This window comes from Escherichia sp. HH41S (genome assembly GCF_009820115.1).
GTDB classification, from domain to species: Bacteria; Pseudomonadota; Gammaproteobacteria; order Enterobacterales; family Enterobacteriaceae; genus Escherichia; species Escherichia coli_F.
Genome location: NZ_VNXE01000086.1, coordinates 352,811 through 370,035, shown reverse-complemented (window position 1 = coordinate 370,035; position 17,225 = coordinate 352,811). Strand labels below are relative to the sequence as shown.

Below are 17,225 nucleotides of genomic sequence, written 5' to 3'. Positions count from 1 at the left end.
GGGTCACCTTCTGGCGACCCGTTTTTCTTTGCGTAATTAGTGGCTAACCGTCTGTGTGCCTGTCGGGACACGAACGTGTTTATATTTGAACATCGCCATGAACGCGAAGGCCAGAACCACGGAGTAACCTGCGAAAATCAGCCATACGGTCTGCCAGTCGGTAATGCCGTTTTGGGTGTACATCTCAACCACTTTACCGCTCACGATGCCGCCGAGGATACAGCCGAAGCCGTTAGTCATCATCAGGAACATCCCCTGCGCACTGGCGCGAATTGCCGGGCTAACTTCTTTTTCGACAAACACCGAACCAGAGATGTTGAAGAAGTCGAATGCGCAACCGTAAACGATCATCGACAGTACCAGCAGCACGGTACCGAACGGAGTCGGGTCGCCGTAAGCAAACAGCGCAAAACGCAGGATCCACGCCACGATACTGATCATCATTACGTTCTTAATACCGTAGCGGCTTAAGAAGAACGGGATGGTCAGAATGAACAGGGTTTCAGAGATCTGCGAAATCGACATGATGATTGACGCATGCTGCACGATGAAGCTGCTGGCAAACATCGGATCTTTGTCGAAGCTGTGCAGGAAGGTGTTACCGAACATGTTGGTAATCTGCAGTTCCGCGCCCAGCAGCATTGAGAAGATGAAGAAGATTGCCATACGCTTGTTTTTAAACAGCGCGAATGCATCGAGGCCCAGCAGGGTTGTCCAGCTCTGATTCGCTTGTTGTTTAGCAACCGGAATATGCGGCAGAGTCAGGGTAAACAGAACCAGAACGGCGGAAAGAGCTGCGCCAATATACAGCTGCATGTGGCTTAATTCGAAGCCAGACAGGCTCACCACCCACATTGCCATGATAAAGCCGATGGTGCCCCAGATACGGATTGGCGGGAAGTCAGTAACGATATCCATCCCGGCATTTTGCAGGCGATAGTATGAGATGGTGTTGATTAACCCAAGCGTTGGCATATAAGCAAACGAGTTAATCAATATCACAAGGAACATCGCCTCCGGCGTCGTGACCTGTGCTGCCATGAACAGCGTGATAGCGCCAATGGTGTGGCAAATGGCATATACCCATTTCGCACTTAACCATTTGTCGGCCACAATCCCCAGCAGCGCAGGCATAAAGACCGCGGCGATACCCAGTGAGCTATAAACTGCGCCAATAGAAGCACCGTCAAACTTCAGGGTAACAAACATATAGGAACCGAGGGTCGTCAGCCAACTTCCCCACAGACAGAACTGCAGAAAAGAGAGGATTTTCAGCTGCAGCTTAAGATTCATGTTAATTTCCTCACATCGTGATGCGGATGAGTGTTTGAAAAAGCACATTTGACCGTGCGAGATGATGCGATTCTATCAACTTCGCAGACTGGTTTTTTGTTACCTGTGGCAAATAATTGCAAACATTCCCAATTTGCAAAACGAAATTGTGATGTGGATAACATTTTTGCCCCTGAGCATCGTCAGGGGCGGTTAGTGGAATTATCGGCGGCGGTAGGATTTTTGCGCGGTGTTCACTTTATAAAGATAACGGCGAGATTCCGCAGAGGGATGGCGGGTCGTCAGAGTCTGATAAACATCGCCCGGTGTCATGGTGTTAATAATATTGGCAGCCTGAATCTTGTCATTCGAAAAGACTCGCAGCACGCTGCCTGCGCCGCCGTTATAGGCGGTGATGACGGCGTAACGCCGCGATGTCGGGTTATCAATTCCGCCAAGATAAACATTATTCAGCATCGCCAGATACGCGGTGCCGGTATCAATATTGCTGGCAGGATCAAACAAGAAACTGCGGCTCGGCGTGCCGGATTTCCCCTGCGAGCGGAACACATCTTTCCCGGCAGTATGTTGTACCACCTGCATTAATCCCAGCGCGTCGGAACGGCTAACCGCATACGGGTTAAAGGAAGATTCGGTCTGCATAATTGCGAGAATCAGCGACTCATCAACGCCATATTTCCGTGATGCCTGGCGGACCATACCGAGATATTTGTGCGCACGTTTATCAAGGTGGTTCGGCACCATGTTAATGGTGACGCTGTAGATGATACGCAGCCCGTTGCTGCGGCTCTTCAGACGGTTTTTCAGCAGATAATCCGCGAAGTTGCTCGCGCGACCTTCCCAGCGAATCGGCTGCCCGGTGTTGTCCACCACCTGACCGTAAAGGAAAGGTTCTTTCGAAATCGTAATATCATCAACGTCGGAATAGAGATCGACCGAACTTGGATCGTCACCCATCAGCAACGTTTTGATTATTGCCCGGCGCAAGTGTGCGGCAGGTTCTGTCCCGGCGATGGTTTCGATAGTGATCGTACCGTCATCGAAGTTGATGTGGCTGCGGGTCTGATATTGATCGGTGTATTTCACATAGTCCTTAGGACCGGCGATCACCACCTCTTTGAATCCCCAGATGTTCTCAATATTGTGGGCAAATTGCCCCATCAGAATATCAAAACCGTTGGTATCTTTGACCCAGGCTTCGTTATAGGTATCGCCTTTTTTGGTCGTCGAACAGGAGATGAGCAACGGCGCAATCAAAGCCAGCGCGAGATATTTTTTCATCATTCCGGGTGCGTGTTGTGTTTGTTTTTATGCAAGTTGCCGGAGACGTGCTCCGGCACTGTTTTTATTTTTTATCTTCCGGCGTATAGCCCTCGATATGTACCTCTTTACCCTCGAACAGGAAGTTGACCATCTCCTGCTCCAGCAGCTTGCGGTGCTCAGCATTCATCATGTTGAGTTTCTTTTCATTAATCAGCATGGTTTGTTTGTGCTGCCACTGCGCCCAGGCTTCTTTGGAGATCTCGTTATAAATGCGTTTTCCCAGTTCGCCGGGGTACAGCTGAAAATCCTGACCTTCTGCTTCACGTTGCAGGAAAGTACAAAAAATCGTTCTGCTCATAAATCATCCTCTTTATCGACTCACGCGCTAAACCGGCGCGCCAGTGCGTAACTGCTGTAACAAACGCTCCACGGGAGCCGCCAGGCCAACTGACGGCGGTTGCGCTAAGTTATACCAGAGCGCATTGCCTTCATCCATGCAGCCGGTGAATGACGACACGGGAAGCCACATAGGCACAATATCTAAGTGGAAATGGCTGAAGGTATGCCGAAACGCGGTCAGTTGCGTCAGGTTATCGGCAGAAATCTGCCGTTGCGCCAGCCACTGCCGCAAACTTTCTTCATCGGCAAACTGCGGGAAACAGTATAAACCGCCCCACAATCCGCTCGGCGGACGCTGCGCCAGCAATACTTCATCTTCGTGCTGTAACAGCAAAAAGTAGCCGGTGCGCTCCGGTAGCGTCTGTTTCGGTTTTTTGCCCGGATAAAGCGACCAGCTATTGTTGGCGGCGGCAATACATCCGTTTTGTAGCGGACAGAGCGAACATTTCGGCTTAGAGCGCGTACAAATCATCGCGCCCAAATCCATCATCGCCTGGTTAAACCGTTCCACGCCAACCGCGGGCGTCACCTGCTCGCTCAAACTCCATAGTTTATTCTCGACCTCTTTTTTCCCAGGCCAGCCGCTTACAGCATAGCAGCGCGCCAGCACGCGTTTGACGTTACCGTCGAGAATCGGAAAGTGCTTACCCAGAGAAAGCGAGAGAATCGCGCCTGCGGTGGAACGCCCGACGCCCGGTAACGCGGCAACCTCATCAAAGGTTTCCGGGAATTTACCGCCGTGTAAGGTGGCAACTTGCTGTGCCGCTTTATGTAGATTGCGCGCGCGGGCGTAATAGCCCAGTCCGGTCCACAAGTGGAGAACTTCGTCCAGCGGCGCATTGGCGAGATCGGTCACCATCGGGAAGCGCGCCATAAAGCGTTCAAAATAGGGGATAACGGTCGCAACCTGAGTTTGTTGCAACATCACTTCTGAGAGCCATACTTTGTAGGGCGTCTTGTCAATTTGCCAGGGCAGAGTTTTTCGCCCGTATTTATCGTACCAGTCCAGAACCTGAGCTGAAAATTGCGACGCTTGCATGGTCACCGAATTAACTGTTGTTGGGGGCAAGATTGCAGCACAGCGACGGCAGGGTGTAAACCGGAACTTTCCGCAGCCACGGCCTTATCATGCTTGCATCCGGCAACTAACTTTGGATAATGCCCGTTTTCAGAACACTTTCACAAGCGACTAAATCTTTATGAAAAACGACGTCATCTCACCGGAATTTGATGAAAACGGCCGCCCACTGCGCCGTATCCGTAGTTTTGTGCGCCGCCAGGGGCGACTGACCAAAGGCCAGGAACATGCGCTGGAAAACTACTGGCCGGTGATGGGCGTTGAGTTCAGCGAAGATATGCTGGATTTCCCTGCGCTTTTTGGCCGTGAAGCGCCAGTGACGCTTGAGATTGGTTTCGGCATGGGGGCGTCGCTGGTGGCAATGGCTAAAGATCGCCCTGAGCAGGACTTCCTCGGCATTGAAGTGCATTCACCAGGCGTTGGTGCGTGCCTGGCTTCTGCGCATGAAGAGGGCTTAAGCAACCTGCGCGTGATGTGTCACGATGCGGTTGAAGTGCTACACAAAATGATTCCTGACAATTCATTGCGCATGGTACAGCTCTTTTTCCCTGACCCGTGGCACAAAGCGCGCCATAATAAACGCCGTATCGTTCAGGTGCCGTTTGCCGAACTGGTAAAAAGCAAACTGCAACTGGGGGGCGTATTCCATATGGCGACCGACTGGGAACCTTATGCGGAACATATGCTTGAAGTGATGTCTTCGATTGACGGTTATAAAAACCTGTCAGAGAGCAATGATTACGTACCGCGTCCGGCATCACGTCCGGTGACGAAATTTGAACAACGTGGTCATCGTCTTGGTCACGGAGTATGGGACTTAATGTTCGAGAGGGTGAAATAATGGCAAAGAACCGTAGCCGTCGTCTGCGTAAAAAAATGCACATCGACGAATTCCAGGAATTAGGATTTTCGGTGGCATGGCGATTCCCGGAAGGTACATCGGAAGAACAGATTGATAAAACCGTTGATGACTTTATTAACGAGGTTATCGAACCGAACAAACTGGCCTTTGACGGCAGCGGATATCTGGCCTGGGAAGGTCTGATCTGCATGCAGGAAATCGGCAAATGCACCGAAGAACATCAGGCGATTGTGCGTAAGTGGCTGGAAGAACGCAAACTGGAAGAGGTACGCACCAGCGAACTTTTCGACGTTTGGTGGGACTAAGAAAGCATACGGGCGATGACAAATGCAAAACCGCCTGATGCGCTACGCTTATCTGGCCTGGAAAGATGCACAATCGAGTAGGCCGGATAAGGCGTTTACGCCGCATCCGGCATGGATGACATGTACTTTGTTATCAATCTGGGGCCAGCAAATGCTGGCCTGATTTGTTCTTGAGGGAAGACTATGATGCGCAAAATGCTGCTGGCGGCAGCACTTTCAGTGACGGCAATGACCGCTCACGCCGACTACCAGTGCAGCGTCACGCCGCGTGATGATGTGATTGTCAGCCCGCAAACCGTGCAGGTGAAGGGCGAAAACGGCAATCTGGTGATCACGCCAGACGGCAACGTGATGTATAACGGTAAGCAATATTCCCTGAACGCCGCCCAGCGCGAGCAGGCGAAGGATTATCAGGCTGAACTGCGTAGCACGCTGCCGTGGATTGATGAAGGCGCGAAAAGCCGCGTCGAGAAAGCCCGTATCGCGCTGGATAAAATCATCGTTCAGGAGATGGGCGAAAACAGCAAAATGCGCAGCCGTCTGACCAAACTTGATGCGCAGCTGAAAGAGCAGATGAACCGCATTATCGAAACGCGCAGCGATGGCCTGACGTTCCACTATAAAGCCATTGATCAGGTTCGCGCCGAAGGCCAGCAATTAGTGAATCAGGCAATGGGCGGAATTTTACAGGACAGCATTAATGAAATGGGCGCGAAAGCGGTGCTGAAAAGCGGCGGTAACCCATTACAGAACGTGCTGGGAAGCCTGGGGGGGCTGCAATCCTCAATCCAAACCGAATGGAAAAAGCAGGAAAAAGATTTCCAACAGTTTGGCAAAGATGTTTGTAGCCGCGTTGTGACTCTGGAAGATAGTCGCAAAGCCCTGGTCGGGAATTTAAAATAATCCTCTATTTTAAGACGGCATAATACTTTTTTATGCCGTTTAATTCTTCGTTTTGTTACCTGCCTCTAACTTTGTAGATCTCCAAAATATATTCACGTTGTAAATTGTTTAACGTCAAATTTCCCATACAAAGCTAAGGGATAATGCGTAGCGTTCACGTAACTGGAGGAATGAAATGGAGTTTTTCAAAAAGACGGCACTTGCCGCACTGGTTATGGGTTTTAGTGGTGCAGCATTGGCATTACCCAATATCACCATTTTAGCAACCGGCGGGACCATTGCCGGTGGTGGTGACTCCGCAACCAAATCTAACTACACAGCGGGTAAAGTTGGCGTAGAAAATCTGGTTAATGCGGTGCCGCAACTGAAGGACATTGCGAACGTTAAAGGCGAGCAGGTAGTGAATATCGGCTCCCAGGACATGAACGATAATGTCTGGCTGACACTGGCGAAAAAAATTAACACCGACTGCGATAAAACCGACGGCTTCGTCATTACTCACGGTACCGACACGATGGAAGAAACCGCTTACTTCCTCGACCTGACGGTGAAATGCGACAAACCGGTGGTGATGGTCGGCGCAATGCGCCCGTCCACGTCCATGAGCGCAGACGGTCCATTCAACCTGTATAACGCGGTAGTGACCGCAGCTGATAAAGCCTCCGCTAATCGTGGCGTGCTGGTGGTGATGAACGACACCGTACTGGACGGTCGCGATGTCACCAAAACCAACACCACCGACGTAGCGACTTTCAAGTCTGTTAACTACGGTCCTCTGGGTTACATTCACAACGGTAAGATTGACTACCAACGTACCCCGGCACGTAAGCATACCAGCGACACGCCGTTCGATGTCTCTAAGCTGAATGAACTGCCGAAAGTCGGCATCGTTTATAACTACGCTAACGCATCCGATCTTCCGGCTAAAGCACTGGTAGATGCGGGCTATGATGGCATCGTCAGCGCTGGTGTGGGTAACGGTAACCTGTATAAATCCGTGTTCGACACTCTGGCGACCGCCGCGAAAAACGGCACTGCAGTAGTGCGTTCTTCCCGCGTACCGACGGGCGCTACCACTCAGGATGCCGAAGTGGATGATGCGAAATATGGCTTCGTGGCCTCTGGCACGCTGAACCCGCAAAAAGCGCGCGTTCTGCTGCAACTGGCTCTGACGCAAACCAAAGATCCGCAGCAGATCCAGCAGCTCTTCAATCAGTACTAATCACCTCGCCCCGGTATCGTGCCGGGGCTTTTCACTTCAGACTCACGTCCATTGCCAATTTTTATCACCCTAATGATAATCACCGGAATAAATTATTCCGCGCGAGGGTTTTCGGGTGAAAAAGCAATGGATTGTAGGCACGGCGCTGCTTATGTTGATGACTGGTAATGCCTGGGCAGATGGCGAACCGCCAACTGAAAATATCTTAAAAGATCAATTCAAAAAGCAGTATCACGGCATTCTCAAGCTTGATGCCATCAGCTTAAAAAATCTTGATGCTAAGGGTAATCAGGCCACCTGGTCAGCGGAAGGCGATGTCTCTTCCAGTGACGATCTCTATACCTGGGTCGGTCAGTTGGCAGATTACGAACTGCTCGAACAGACCTGGACGAAAGATAAACCGGTAAAATTCTCGGCGATGTTAACCAGTAAAGGAACGCCCGCGTCTGGCTGGTCGGTGAACTTTTACTCTTTTCAGGCGGCAGCCAGCGATCGTGGGCGGGTGGTCGACGATATCAAAACGAATAATAAATATCTGATCGTGAATAGCGAAGATTTCAATTATCGCTTTAGTCAGCTTGAATCAGCGTTGAATACCCAGAAGAACTCGATTCCTGCGCTGGAAAAGGAAGTGAAAGCGCTTGATAAGCAAATGGTGGCGGCGCAGAAAGCAGCGGATGCATATTGGGGAAAAGATGCAAACGGTAAGCAAATGACCCGCGAAGACGCCTTTAAAAAAATTCACCAACAGCGTGATGAGTTTAATAAACAGAACGATAGCGAGGCGTTCGCGGTTAAATATGACAAAGAGGTTTATCAACCGGCGATTGCGGCATGTCATAAACAGAGTGCAGAGTGTTATGAAGTGCCGATTCAGCAGAAGCGAGATTTCGATATCAACGAACAACGGCGACAGACTTTTCTGCAATCACAAAAACTTAGTCGTAAATTGCAGGATGACTGGATAACGCTCGAAAAAGGGCAATATCCGTTAACGATGAAAGTTTCAGAAATAAACAGTAAAAAAGTCGCGATTTTGATGAAAATTGATGATATCAACCAGGCTAATGAACGCTGGAAAAAAGATACCGAACAATTGCGGCGCAATGGGGTGATTAAGTAATTTTTGCGATGACGCAAGAGTTGTAGCCGGATGTTGCGTACACGCCGCATCCGGCAATACAAATTTACTCAGCCAGAAAAAGCTCCAGCAGCGAATTTAAAAACAACTTCCCATGTTCCGTTATCTGCCAGTAATCCGCACATTCTGTGAGATAACCCTGAGCAATAGCCTCGTCTAACTGAGGGCGAATAACCTCTTCTGAAAGGCCAGTATACTGGCTAAACTCCACGCGCGGCGCGGCTTCCAGCAGACGGAAGCGATTCATAAAGAACTCAAACGGCTTATCTGCGGCTTCGACATCACGCTGGCTTTCCAGATACCGCCCCTGCATAAAACCACGCGGATGACGCGTTTTGGTGGTACGCAGAATGCGCCCATCCGGGAAGGTGACTTTGCCGTGCGCGCCGCAGCCAATACCGATGTAGTCACCAAATCGCCAGTAGTTGAGATTGTGCTGGCACTGATAACCTGGTTTGGCGTAAGCGGATGTTTCATATTGCTGATAACCCGCAGCCGTTAATAACTGATGCCCTTGCTCGAAGATATCCCACAATGCATCGTCGTCCGGCAGTACAGGAGGGCGTGAGCCAAACAACGTATTAGGTTCGATGGTCAGTTGATACCAGGAAAGGTGCGGCGGATTCAGTTCAATGGCCTGGCGTAGATCGCCAAGCGCCTCTTCCAGTGATTGATCAGGCAACCCATGCATCAAATCGAGGTTAAAACTACGCAGCCCCAGCCCGCTTGCCAGATTTGCCGCCCGTTTCGCTTCTTGCGGGCCATGAATACGTCCAAGTCGTTTTAGCTTTTCTTCGCTAAAACTCTGCACACCAATAGAGATGCGGTTTACACCAGCACGCTGATAATCAACAAAGCGATCGGCTTCTACCGTGCCTGGGTTCGCTTCCATGGTGATTTCTGCATCCGCTGCCAGCGGCAAACGCGCACGCACGCCGTCCAGCAGCGTTTGCATCGCCGGGCCAGAAAGCAGGCTCGGCGTACCGCCGCCAATAAAGATTGTCTGCACTTCACGGCCCTGAGCGTAAGCCACATCGTTGTCCAGATCGTTAAGCAGATGCTGAACATAATCGTCGTGCGGCACTTCTCCTTTCAACGCGTGAGAGTTGAAATCGCAGTACGGGCATTTCTGCACGCACCACGGGATGTGAATGTAGAGACTCAGCGGCGGTAATTTAACCATTTCGTAAAGCGTCCAACAGCAGTTTCAATGCCTGACCACGGTGGGAAATGGCGCTCTTTTCTTCGCGGGTCAGTTCGGCAGCGGTTTTACCTTCGGAAGGCACGAAGAAGATTGGATCATAACCAAAGCCGCCAGTACCCGCCGGTTCACGAGTAATCACGCCAGACCAGCTACCGTGGCACACCAGCGGAGTCGGATCTTCCGCGTGGCGCAGATATACCAGCACGCAGTGGAAACGCGCTTGACGTTGGTCGTCCGGTACGTCTTTCAGAGTTTCCAGCAGTTTTTGCAGATTCTTTTGATCGGTCGCGTCTTCACCGGAATAACGTGCGGAGTAAATCCCAGGCGCGCCGCCAAGCACATCTACCGCCAGACCAGAGTCGTCGGCAATTGCTGGTAAACCGGTCACTTTTGCCGCGTGTCGTGCTTTCAGAATCGCGTTTTCGATAAAGGTCAGGCCGGTTTCTTCGGCAGAATCTACGCCGAGGTCTGTTTGGGCCACGATATCAAGACCGAAGTCGCTAAGCAGCGACGCCAGCTCACGAACTTTACCGGCATTGCCGGTTGCGAGGACAACTTTTTGCATAGGATACCTAATTAATTAACGCCGCGATTTCTGGCGGGATTTGTTGCGGATTAATGATTTTAATTTGTTTGTGGCGGCCAAGTTCGCCTTTCTCAATTACCACCTGGCTTTTGGCTACCCGGAATTGCTTGCCGAGAAACTTCACCAGATGGCTGTTGGCCTGGCCGTCAACCGGCGGCGCGGTAATGGCGACTTTTACTTCGTCGCCATGTAAACCGACAATAGAATCACGGCTGGCTTTCGGCTGAATATAAAGCCGTAAAACCAGACCGTCATCGTTAACTGTTACGGCACTCATAACGCCATCCACAGCCCCGGTAGCAGCATGTCTCCGGTCGCCTGCAGTACTTCTGCGACACCCATATTAATGACATACAGCAGCAGAACGAGGATCATCGGCGAGAAATCAATCCCACCCATTGCTGGCAGCAGGCGGCGAATCGGGCGCAGCAGTGGATCGGCCAGCTGGATCAGGACGTATTCAATCGGGCTACGACCCTGGCTTACCCAGCTCATAATCGCCATCACCAGCAGGACCCAGAAAATCAACAGGCCGATGGTTTTCAGCAAAATCAGTAAACCAGCAATCCAGATGATCGGCAGGAAAGTCACGACTTTAAACAGCACGATGGCTTTGATAAAACTGAGAATATAGGCAACCAGCAGCGAGGCGCTGTCAATCGGTCCCATTGCCGGAATAACGCGGCGCAGTGGTCCGATAATCGGCTGCGTCACCTTCACCACAAACTGTGAGAAGGGGTTGTAAAAATCACAATGAGCCCACTGCATCCAGATGCGTAATAACAGCACCATGGTATACAGCTCAATGACCGTTGAAAGCAGGAAAGTCAACGTATTCATGGCGTTCCTTTAATTCCTTATTTTTTAGAGTAATCACGCGCACCAAAAATTGCAGTGCCGATACGAACCATCGTGCTACCTGCCGCAATGGCGGCTTCCATATCGTCCGACATTCCCAGAGAGAGCGTGTCGATATGCGGGTAGCGCGTTTTCAGTCCGGCAAATGCTACAGCCATTTGGCGTGCAACTTCAAACTGCCTTACATATTCTGACTCAGGCGCAGGGATCGCCATCAGCCCGCGCAGACGTAAACGCGGTAGTTCAGCGACCGCAGCTGCCAGCTCGTCCAGTTCAGCCAGTTGAATCCCGGACTTACTGTTTTCATCACTAATATTAATTTGAATCAGTACGTTAAGAGGGGGAAGTTCTGCCGGGCGCTGGTCGTTCAGACGGGTAGCGATGCGCAAACGGTCGATGGTATGACACCAGTCGAAATGCTCTGCCACCAGGCGGCTTTTATTAGACTGCAACGGGCCAATAAAATGCCATTCTAATCCTGTGACGCCCAGTTCCTGAAAGTGGCGAATTTTATCTACCCCTTCCTGAACATAGTTTTCACCAAATTGACGCTGCCCGGCATCAATGGCTTCTGCGATGGCGCTCGCAGGTTTTGTTTTACTGACTGCAAGCAGCGTAATTTCTTCTGGAGAACGACCGCAACGCGTTGCAGCCGCTGAGATTTTGTCCCGGACCTGTGCCAGGTTATGCGCAATATCGTTCATTTTCCGAGGATCTTAGTATGAATATGGAAGAAATTGTGGCCCTTAGTGTAAAGCATAACGTCTCGGATCTACACCTGTGCAGCGCCTGGCCCGCACGATGGCGTATTCGCGGAAGAATGGAAGCTGCGCCGTTTGATGCGCCGGACGTGGAAGAGCTATTGCGGGAGTGGCTGGATGACGATCAGCGGGCAATATTGCTGGAGAATGGTCAGCTGGATTTTGCTGTGTCGCTGGCGGAAAACCAGAGATTGCGCGGCAGTGCGTTCGCACAACGGCAAGGCATTTCTCTGGCATTACGGCTGTTGCCTTCGCACTGCCCGCAGCTCGAACAGCTTGGCGCACCACCGGTATTGCCGGAATTACTCAAGAGCCAGAATGGCCTGATTCTGGTGACGGGGGCGACGGGGAGTGGCAAATCTACCACGCTGGCGGCGATGGTTGGCTATCTCAATCAACATGCCGATGCGCATATTCTGACGCTGGAAGATCCTGTGGAATATCTCTATGCCAGCCAGCGATGTTTGATCCAGCAGCGGGAGATTGGTTTGCACTGTATGACGTTCGCATCGGGGTTGCGGGCTGCATTGCGGGAAGATCCCGATGTGATATTGCTCGGAGAGCTGCGTGACAGCGAGACAATCCGTCTGGCGCTGACGGCGGCAGAAACCGGGCATCTGGTGCTGGCAACATTACATACGCGTGGTGCCGCGCAGGCAGTTGAGCGACTGGTGGATTCATTTCCGGCGCAGGAAAAAGATCCCGTGCGTAATCAACTGGCCGGGAGCTTGCGGGCAGTGTTGTCACAAAAGCTGGAAGTGGATAAACAGGAAGGAAGAGTAGCGCTGTTTGAATTGCTGGTTAACACACCCGCGGTGGGGAATTTGATTCGCGAAGGGAAAACCCACCAGTTACCGCATGTTATTCAAACTGGGCAACAAGTGGGGATGTTAACGTTTCAGCAGAGTTATCAGCAGCGGGTGAAAGAAGGGCGCTTGTGACGTTGCTGTGTCTGATACGAATTGTAAACATGCCCGATGCGCAAGCTTATCGGGCCTACAAGGGAAGCGTAACTTTGAATTCGCACTCACCGTAGGTTGGATAAGGCGTTTACGCCGCATCCAACATGAAACAACGAGCACATTGTCAGAAATCTGTGCGCTAGTAAATCGCCTTAATATCCCTGCTCGAAATAACTTTCGAGAATAATAACCGCAGAGGCAGAGTCAACTTTACCTTTGTTGAGCGCCCGATAGCCGCCCTGTTCGAACAGACCGGAGCGCGCTTCCACGGTGCTAAGCCGTTCATCATGGAGCTTAACTTCAACACCAAAACGGCCATGAATACGATTGGCGAATTTACGCGCCCGGGCAGTCAACGGTTGCTCGGTACCGTCCATATTCAGCGGCAAACCGACGATAATTTCGTCAGGTTGCCACTCTTTCAGTAAACGTTCGATAAGGTTCCAGTCCGGCGTACCGTCCTGCGCTTTAATTGCGGGCAGTGGGCGAGCGGTGCCGGTAATGCGTTGGCCGACCGCTACGCCAATGCTTTTGGTGCCGAAGTCGAAGGCGAGTAAGGTTCCACTCATCAGGCATGCCCTGCCACACCAGGCATGGTGAGAATATCCACACCAATCAGTTTTGCCGCATCGCGCCAGCGGTCGGCAATCGGTGTTTTGAACAGAATATTCAGATCTGCCGGGGCGGTTAGCCACGCGTTATCGAGAATTTCTTGTTCCAGTTGACCTTTCTCCCAGGAGGCATAGCCCAGAGCCACCAATACGTTAGACGGTTGTTTATCGGTGCCGAGCGTTTCCAGCACATCGCGGGAAGTGGTCATCACCGTGTTGTCTGAAATGCGAATGCTGGAAGCAAAATTGGAGGGCGGAGTATGCAAAATAAACCCGCGATCTTCAGCCAGTGGGCCGCCGAGCATAACCGGTTTATCCAGACGGATTGATTCATCACGCGGCTCCGGCGTGATCTTCAGCTTTTCCAGAATCCCTTCAATTTTGAGATTTTCCAGTGGCTTGTTGACGATGATACCCATTGCACCATTGGCATTATGTTCGCAAATGTAGACCACGGAACGACGGAAAATCGGATCCTGGAGAGCAGGCATGGCAATAAGAAAGTGATGCTGTAAATTCATTGTCAGAGGTTCTGTTTCCTGGTTCAAAAAAGCAACAGCGCCCAGTATGCGTGGAAAGAAGGGCGCTGTCACTCAGAGTCTCAACGAGATCCTTCTCGCTAAGGTGGGTTACTGCTGCTGTAAACGTGCTTCGATGGCATCCATTAACATTCCGGTGATCGACACCGGAAACTCTGCTTCAATCTCACGAATACAGGTTGGGCTGGTGACGTTAATTTCAGTCAGACGGTCGCCGATGATATCCAGACCAACAAAAATCAGCCCTTTTTCTTTCAGCGTCGGTCCGATCTGACGGGCGATTTTCCAGTCACTCTCCGTTAGCGGACGAGGTTCACCGCGACCACCGGCAGCCAGATTGCCACGGGTTTCGCCCCCCTGCGGAATACGCGCCAGGCAGTACGGCACCGGTTCGCCATCCACCACCAACACGCGTTTGTCGCCATCTTTAATGGCTGGCAGGTAATTTTGCGCCATGCAGTAGCGAGTTCCGTGTTCAGTCAGGGTTTCGGCAATCACGCCGAGGTTCGGATCGCCTTCTTTCACGCGAAAAATAGACGCGCCGCCCATACCGTCAAGCGGCTTAAGAATGATGTCGCTGTGTTTCTCCCAGAACGCTTTCAGCTGTGCTTTATTGCGCGTAACCAGCGTTTCTGGCGTTAAGTCAGAGAACCAGGCGGTAAACAGTTTCTCGTTACAGTCGCGCAGGCTTTGCGGCTTGTTAACGATCAGCGTCCCTTTCTCTTCGGCACGTTCCAGAATATAGGTCGCGTAGATAAACTCGGTATCAAACGGCGGGTCTTTACGCATCAGGATCACATCGAGATCGGCCAGCGGCAGATCCTGTTCACCGACGAACGAAAACCACTCTTCGTAGTTCTGCTTCACGTTCAGCGTGCGGGTATGGGCGCGGGCTTCGCCATTGATCAGATACAGATCGCCCATCTCCATATAGTGAAGTTCGTAACCACGACGCTGTGCTTCCAGCAACATAGCGAAACTGGAATCTTTCTTGATGTTGATGTTTGCGATGGGGTCCATCACGATGCCGAGCTTGATCATTATTCTTCTCCGTTAGCCCAAATCGCCAAAACGCACCTGTAGTGCGGTGATGGCGGTGAGCGCAGTTGTCTCTGTACGCAAAACGCGAGGTCCCAACAGGATATCAGTAAATTGATAGCGGGCAGTCATGGCAATTTCATCTGCCGATAAACCGCCTTCCGGGCCAATTAGCAGGCGGACGCGTTCAACCGGTAACGGCAACGTATTGATGCTGTTACTGGCGCGCGGGTGAAGATTCAGTTTCAGTCCTTCATCCTGCTCTGCACACCAGGCTTCCAGATCCATCGCTGGACGGATTTCCGGCACCCGGTTACGACCACACTGCTCACAGGCAGCAATTGCAATCTTCTGCCACTGCTGGAGCTTCTTGTTCAGACGTTCACTATCCAGTTTAACGCCGCAACGCTCAGAAAAAAGTGGCGTAATGAGGCTTACACCGAGTTCGATCGATTTCTGGATCGTAAATTCCATTTTTTCGCCACGCGACATCACCTGACCGAGGTGAATATGCAGCGGAGATTCACGATCGTCGAGTTGGCCTTCCAGCACTTTCACTTCCACGCTTTTTTTGCTGGCGCTGGTAATTTCGGCGTCAAAGACCTGGTTGCTACCGTCAAACAATTGCAACGCCTGTCCTGGCCCCATGCGCAGTACGCGCCCGATATGGTTGGCGGCATCTTCGCAAAGCGCGATGTGAGAATGGCTGGTCAGTGGTTCAGGATGATAAATGCGGGGGATACGCATAGTTAAAAATCCGCGTCGTCTCCCCACGCGGTTGTACGCGTGGGGTAGGGGTTAACAAAAAGAATCCCGCTAGTGTAGGTTAGCTCTTTCGCGCCTGGCAAGCGCGTTGCACATACGGGTTATGATTGCCCTGCACCTTCGCGATGCGTTCATCGCGCTCGCACTCCCAGTCGGTAACCGGATACATCTTGTCCCATGCGTTGAACAGCTGCGTTTGCTGGCGAGAGAGTGTCAGGTTGTATTGGTCACGCATATAGAAGTAGGTGCGCGCAATGGCACCGCGTGCACGTGCTGGTGGCTCGGCGGCTTTTTCTTTGAAATCGACCTTCATAGCGCATTGACCGTACTGGCCTTCGCCGCCATTCCACTGGCTGTACATAAAGTTGCCGCGATCGCCATTCACCTCACCGACTGACGGTTGCAGGTTATGCATATCGCTTTCCATCTTGCGATAAACCGGATCTTTGGCACAGTTTTTACGTCCACCGTCCTGCCAGCACTGGCGCTGGTGACCGAACTGCCAGGCGGGAACAACGTGTTCCCACTCTACGCGGCTGGCGCGGTTTTCATTTTTGCGCACCTGATAGCCGCACGATTGCAGATCGACAACGCCTTTTTTGCCCTGCCAGTCAATTTTACATCCGCAGTAAAACGTACCCGGCGCGTCAGCGTGGATTTTTACCGCCGCGGCTTTCGCCTGAGAAAAACTATTGATACCTTCGGCCAACGTCGGGCCGGAAAATGCTGCGCTCAGTACCACCGCAGCAATAGACAAATAACGGTACATCACTTACTCCGTGTTAAAACGAGCCAGCAACGTAGCGAAAGTTGTTTTGGTATGCAATCAGCCAGATCAGGAAAGTTCCTGATAGTTCAGGTGGTTATTTTGCAATCAGCTGTTCACCGCAATGAACACAGCGATAGACGGCCTCGCCACGAACTACGCGATTATGGCGGCGTACGGTAAGCTGATGTTCCTGGCACTTGCAGCGGTAGGGGAAGGTGTTGCGACGCACGGATTGCAGTTCGAACTGATGCGTACGACGGGCGGGAACGCCCAGCACGTTTTCCATCATCCACTTCCACTCTTTGCCATGTGGCGCTACGCGGCCGAAATGTTTCCATACCAGCAAATGTGCCAGTTCGTGCGGCACCACTTCTTCAATAAAAGCTTCACTGTTTTCCAACAGCAAAACGGGATTGAGGCGAATTTCATAGCTTTCCAGCCAGGCTGTTCCGGCAGAGGTTCCGCGCTGGGTGTAAGAGAGTTTTGGCTCCGGGTAGTTACGCCCCAGCTTCAGGTTGGCCTGGGCGAGTTTTTCCCGCAGGCGACGCATAACGGCCTGTTGGATGGCGATAGGGAGACGGGATGTTTTCATAGCGGCAGAGGATAGAGCGAAGAAAAGATGACTGCAAGAGGTGGCTTCCTCCGCGACGGGAGGAAGCCAGAGGA

Annotated in this window: 22 protein-coding genes; 7 read left to right on the top strand and 15 right to left on the bottom strand. The window is 51.7% G+C overall.

What is annotated here, in order from left to right:
• Window positions 1–36: 36 nt before the first annotated feature.
• From nupG to mutY, 4 genes are all read right to left on the bottom strand, one after another.
• Window positions 37–1,293 (bottom strand): nucleoside permease NupG, encoded by a 1,257-nt coding sequence (nupG, locus tag FQZ95_RS17775; protein WP_001360964.1) that lies wholly within the window; start codon window positions 1,291–1,293, stop codon window positions 37–39.
• Between the two features lie 201 nt (window positions 1,294–1,494).
• On the bottom strand, window positions 1,495–2,574 hold the full coding sequence (mltC, locus tag FQZ95_RS17770; RefSeq protein WP_000760323.1) for a membrane-bound lytic murein transglycosylase MltC: 1,080 nt from the start codon (window positions 2,572–2,574) through the stop codon (window positions 1,495–1,497).
• Window positions 2,575–2,638: 64 nt separating this feature from the next.
• Entirely contained in the window at window positions 2,639–2,914 is a 276-nt protein-coding gene (locus FQZ95_RS17765; protein WP_000091700.1) for an oxidative damage protection protein, read from the bottom strand.
• A gap of 27 nt (window positions 2,915–2,941) precedes the next feature.
• Window positions 2,942–3,994, bottom strand: a complete 1,053-nt coding sequence (gene mutY / locus FQZ95_RS17760; protein ID WP_160530466.1) for an A/G-specific adenine glycosylase — start codon at window positions 3,992–3,994, stop codon at window positions 2,942–2,944.
• A 160-nt stretch (window positions 3,995–4,154) separates the two neighbouring features.
• Between mutY and trmB the strand changes: the two genes are divergently transcribed.
• From trmB to FQZ95_RS17730, 6 genes are all read left to right on the top strand, one after another.
• Window positions 4,155–4,874 (top strand): tRNA (guanosine(46)-N7)-methyltransferase TrmB, encoded by a 720-nt coding sequence (trmB, locus tag FQZ95_RS17755; protein WP_000786911.1) that lies wholly within the window; start codon window positions 4,155–4,157, stop codon window positions 4,872–4,874.
• Entirely contained in the window at window positions 4,874–5,200 is a 327-nt protein-coding gene (locus tag FQZ95_RS17750) for a YggL family protein (protein ID WP_001107565.1), read from the top strand. The genes trmB and FQZ95_RS17750 overlap by 1 nt, the downstream gene beginning before the upstream one ends.
• A 22-nt stretch (window positions 5,201–5,222) precedes the next feature.
• Window positions 5,223–5,363 carry a hypothetical protein gene (locus FQZ95_RS17745; protein WP_157944748.1) on the top strand — a complete coding sequence of 47 codons (141 nt, stop codon included), beginning with the start codon at window positions 5,223–5,225 and terminating at the stop codon, window positions 5,361–5,363.
• A 20-nt stretch (window positions 5,364–5,383) separates the two neighbouring features.
• On the top strand, window positions 5,384–6,103 hold the full coding sequence (locus FQZ95_RS17740) for a DUF2884 domain-containing protein (RefSeq protein ID WP_000984793.1): 720 nt from the start codon (window positions 5,384–5,386) through the stop codon (window positions 6,101–6,103).
• A gap of 175 nt (window positions 6,104–6,278) precedes the next feature.
• The gene (gene ansB / locus FQZ95_RS17735) at window positions 6,279–7,325 is read left to right on the top strand and encodes an L-asparaginase 2 (protein WP_000394126.1); all 1,047 of its coding nucleotides are present in this window, start codon (window positions 6,279–6,281) and stop codon (window positions 7,323–7,325) included.
• 115 nt (window positions 7,326–7,440) lie between these two features.
• Window positions 7,441–8,448 (top strand): DUF1202 family protein, encoded by a 1,008-nt coding sequence (locus FQZ95_RS17730; RefSeq protein ID WP_000745202.1) that lies wholly within the window; start codon window positions 7,441–7,443, stop codon window positions 8,446–8,448.
• 64 nt (window positions 8,449–8,512) lie between these two features.
• On the opposite strand, the gene hemW is transcribed toward FQZ95_RS17730, so the two are convergent.
• The 5 genes from hemW to yggS are packed head-to-tail and all read right to left on the bottom strand — an operon-like array spanning window position 8,513 to window position 11,818.
• Window positions 8,513–9,649 (bottom strand): radical SAM family heme chaperone HemW, encoded by a 1,137-nt coding sequence (hemW, locus tag FQZ95_RS17725; RefSeq protein ID WP_039021550.1) that lies wholly within the window; start codon window positions 9,647–9,649, stop codon window positions 8,513–8,515.
• Window positions 9,642–10,235: an XTP/dITP diphosphatase gene (locus FQZ95_RS17720; RefSeq protein WP_001174749.1), complete on the bottom strand. Its 594-nt coding sequence runs from the start codon at window positions 10,233–10,235 to the stop codon at window positions 9,642–9,644. Before FQZ95_RS17720 ends, hemW begins: the two co-directional genes overlap by 8 nt.
• A 7-nt stretch (window positions 10,236–10,242) precedes the next feature.
• A complete protein-coding gene (gene yggU, locus FQZ95_RS17715; RefSeq protein WP_001277222.1) occupies window positions 10,243–10,533 on the bottom strand; it encodes a DUF167 family protein YggU in 291 nt (96 codons plus the stop codon).
• A complete protein-coding gene (gene yggT, locus FQZ95_RS17710; protein WP_105287667.1) occupies window positions 10,530–11,096 on the bottom strand; it encodes an osmotic shock tolerance protein YggT in 567 nt (188 codons plus the stop codon). The genes yggU and yggT overlap by 4 nt, the downstream gene beginning before the upstream one ends.
• 17 nt (window positions 11,097–11,113) lie before the next feature.
• A complete protein-coding gene (yggS, locus tag FQZ95_RS17705) occupies window positions 11,114–11,818 on the bottom strand; it encodes a pyridoxal phosphate homeostasis protein (protein WP_000997795.1) in 705 nt (234 codons plus the stop codon).
• A gap of 17 nt (window positions 11,819–11,835) precedes the next feature.
• Between yggS and FQZ95_RS17700 the strand changes: the two genes are divergently transcribed.
• Window positions 11,836–12,816, top strand: a complete 981-nt coding sequence (locus tag FQZ95_RS17700; protein ID WP_105271642.1) for a PilT/PilU family type 4a pilus ATPase — start codon at window positions 11,836–11,838, stop codon at window positions 12,814–12,816.
• 173 nt (window positions 12,817–12,989) lie between these two features.
• On the opposite strand, the gene ruvX is transcribed toward FQZ95_RS17700, so the two are convergent.
• The 6 genes from ruvX to FQZ95_RS17670 form a co-directional block, all read right to left on the bottom strand.
• A complete protein-coding gene (gene ruvX / locus FQZ95_RS17695; protein ID WP_000017111.1) occupies window positions 12,990–13,406 on the bottom strand; it encodes a Holliday junction resolvase RuvX in 417 nt (138 codons plus the stop codon).
• Entirely contained in the window at window positions 13,406–13,969 is a 564-nt protein-coding gene (locus FQZ95_RS17690; RefSeq protein ID WP_105287666.1) for a YqgE/AlgH family protein, read from the bottom strand. Before FQZ95_RS17690 ends, ruvX begins: the two co-directional genes overlap by 1 nt.
• 108 nt (window positions 13,970–14,077) lie before the next feature.
• Window positions 14,078–15,028 carry a glutathione synthase gene (gene gshB, locus FQZ95_RS17685; protein WP_000593273.1) on the bottom strand — a complete coding sequence of 317 codons (951 nt, stop codon included), beginning with the start codon at window positions 15,026–15,028 and terminating at the stop codon, window positions 14,078–14,080.
• 12 nt (window positions 15,029–15,040) lie between these two features.
• Entirely contained in the window at window positions 15,041–15,772 is a 732-nt protein-coding gene (gene rsmE / locus FQZ95_RS17680) for a 16S rRNA (uracil(1498)-N(3))-methyltransferase (protein ID WP_001300912.1), read from the bottom strand.
• Between the two features lie 79 nt (window positions 15,773–15,851).
• On the bottom strand, window positions 15,852–16,559 hold the full coding sequence (gene endA, locus FQZ95_RS17675; RefSeq protein ID WP_000286513.1) for a deoxyribonuclease I: 708 nt from the start codon (window positions 16,557–16,559) through the stop codon (window positions 15,852–15,854).
• 94 nt (window positions 16,560–16,653) lie between these two features.
• Window positions 16,654–17,151, bottom strand: coding sequence for a SprT family zinc-dependent metalloprotease (locus tag FQZ95_RS17670; protein ID WP_001316615.1), 498 nt, complete (start codon window positions 17,149–17,151; stop codon window positions 16,654–16,656).
• Window positions 17,152–17,225: the final 74 nt, after the last annotated feature.

Bases quoted from the DNA above. Each gene is read 5' to 3' on its own strand.
- gshB (WP_000593273.1), bottom strand. From the start codon at position 15,028: ATGATCAAGCTCGGCATCGTGATGGACCCCATCGCAAACATCAACATC.
- yggT (WP_105287667.1), bottom strand. From the start codon at position 11,096: ATGAATACGTTGACTTTCCTGCTTTCAACGGTCATTGAGCTGTATACC.
- FQZ95_RS17720 (WP_001174749.1), bottom strand. From the start codon at position 10,235: ATGCAAAAAGTTGTCCTCGCAACCGGCAATGCCGGTAAAGTTCGTGAG.
- FQZ95_RS17700 (WP_105271642.1), top strand. From the start codon at position 11,836: ATGAATATGGAAGAAATTGTGGCCCTTAGTGTAAAGCATAACGTCTCG.
- hemW (WP_039021550.1), bottom strand. From the start codon at position 9,649: ATGGTTAAATTACCGCCGCTGAGTCTCTACATTCACATCCCGTGGTGC.
- FQZ95_RS17750 (WP_001107565.1), top strand. From the start codon at position 4,874: ATGGCAAAGAACCGTAGCCGTCGTCTGCGTAAAAAAATGCACATCGAC.
- trmB (WP_000786911.1), top strand. From the start codon at position 4,155: ATGAAAAACGACGTCATCTCACCGGAATTTGATGAAAACGGCCGCCCA.
- FQZ95_RS17765 (WP_000091700.1), bottom strand. From the start codon at position 2,914: ATGAGCAGAACGATTTTTTGTACTTTCCTGCAACGTGAAGCAGAAGGT.
- yggS (WP_000997795.1), bottom strand. From the start codon at position 11,818: ATGAACGATATTGCGCATAACCTGGCACAGGTCCGGGACAAAATCTCA.
- mutY (WP_160530466.1), bottom strand. From the start codon at position 3,994: ATGCAAGCGTCGCAATTTTCAGCTCAGGTTCTGGACTGGTACGATAAA.
- rsmE (WP_001300912.1), bottom strand. From the start codon at position 15,772: ATGCGTATCCCCCGCATTTATCATCCTGAACCACTGACCAGCCATTCT.
- nupG (WP_001360964.1), bottom strand. From the start codon at position 1,293: ATGAATCTTAAGCTGCAGCTGAAAATCCTCTCTTTTCTGCAGTTCTGT.
- endA (WP_000286513.1), bottom strand. From the start codon at position 16,559: ATGTACCGTTATTTGTCTATTGCTGCGGTGGTACTGAGCGCAGCATTT.
- ruvX (WP_000017111.1), bottom strand. From the start codon at position 13,406: ATGAGTGGAACCTTACTCGCCTTCGACTTCGGCACCAAAAGCATTGGC.
- yggU (WP_001277222.1), bottom strand. From the start codon at position 10,533: ATGAGTGCCGTAACAGTTAACGATGACGGTCTGGTTTTACGGCTTTAT.
- FQZ95_RS17670 (WP_001316615.1), bottom strand. From the start codon at position 17,151: ATGAAAACATCCCGTCTCCCTATCGCCATCCAACAGGCCGTTATGCGT.
- ansB (WP_000394126.1), top strand. From the start codon at position 6,279: ATGGAGTTTTTCAAAAAGACGGCACTTGCCGCACTGGTTATGGGTTTT.
- mltC (WP_000760323.1), bottom strand. From the start codon at position 2,574: ATGAAAAAATATCTCGCGCTGGCTTTGATTGCGCCGTTGCTCATCTCC.
- FQZ95_RS17690 (WP_105287666.1), bottom strand. From the start codon at position 13,969: ATGAATTTACAGCATCACTTTCTTATTGCCATGCCTGCTCTCCAGGAT.
- FQZ95_RS17740 (WP_000984793.1), top strand. From the start codon at position 5,384: ATGATGCGCAAAATGCTGCTGGCGGCAGCACTTTCAGTGACGGCAATG.
- FQZ95_RS17745 (WP_157944748.1), top strand. From the start codon at position 5,223: ATGCAAAACCGCCTGATGCGCTACGCTTATCTGGCCTGGAAAGATGCA.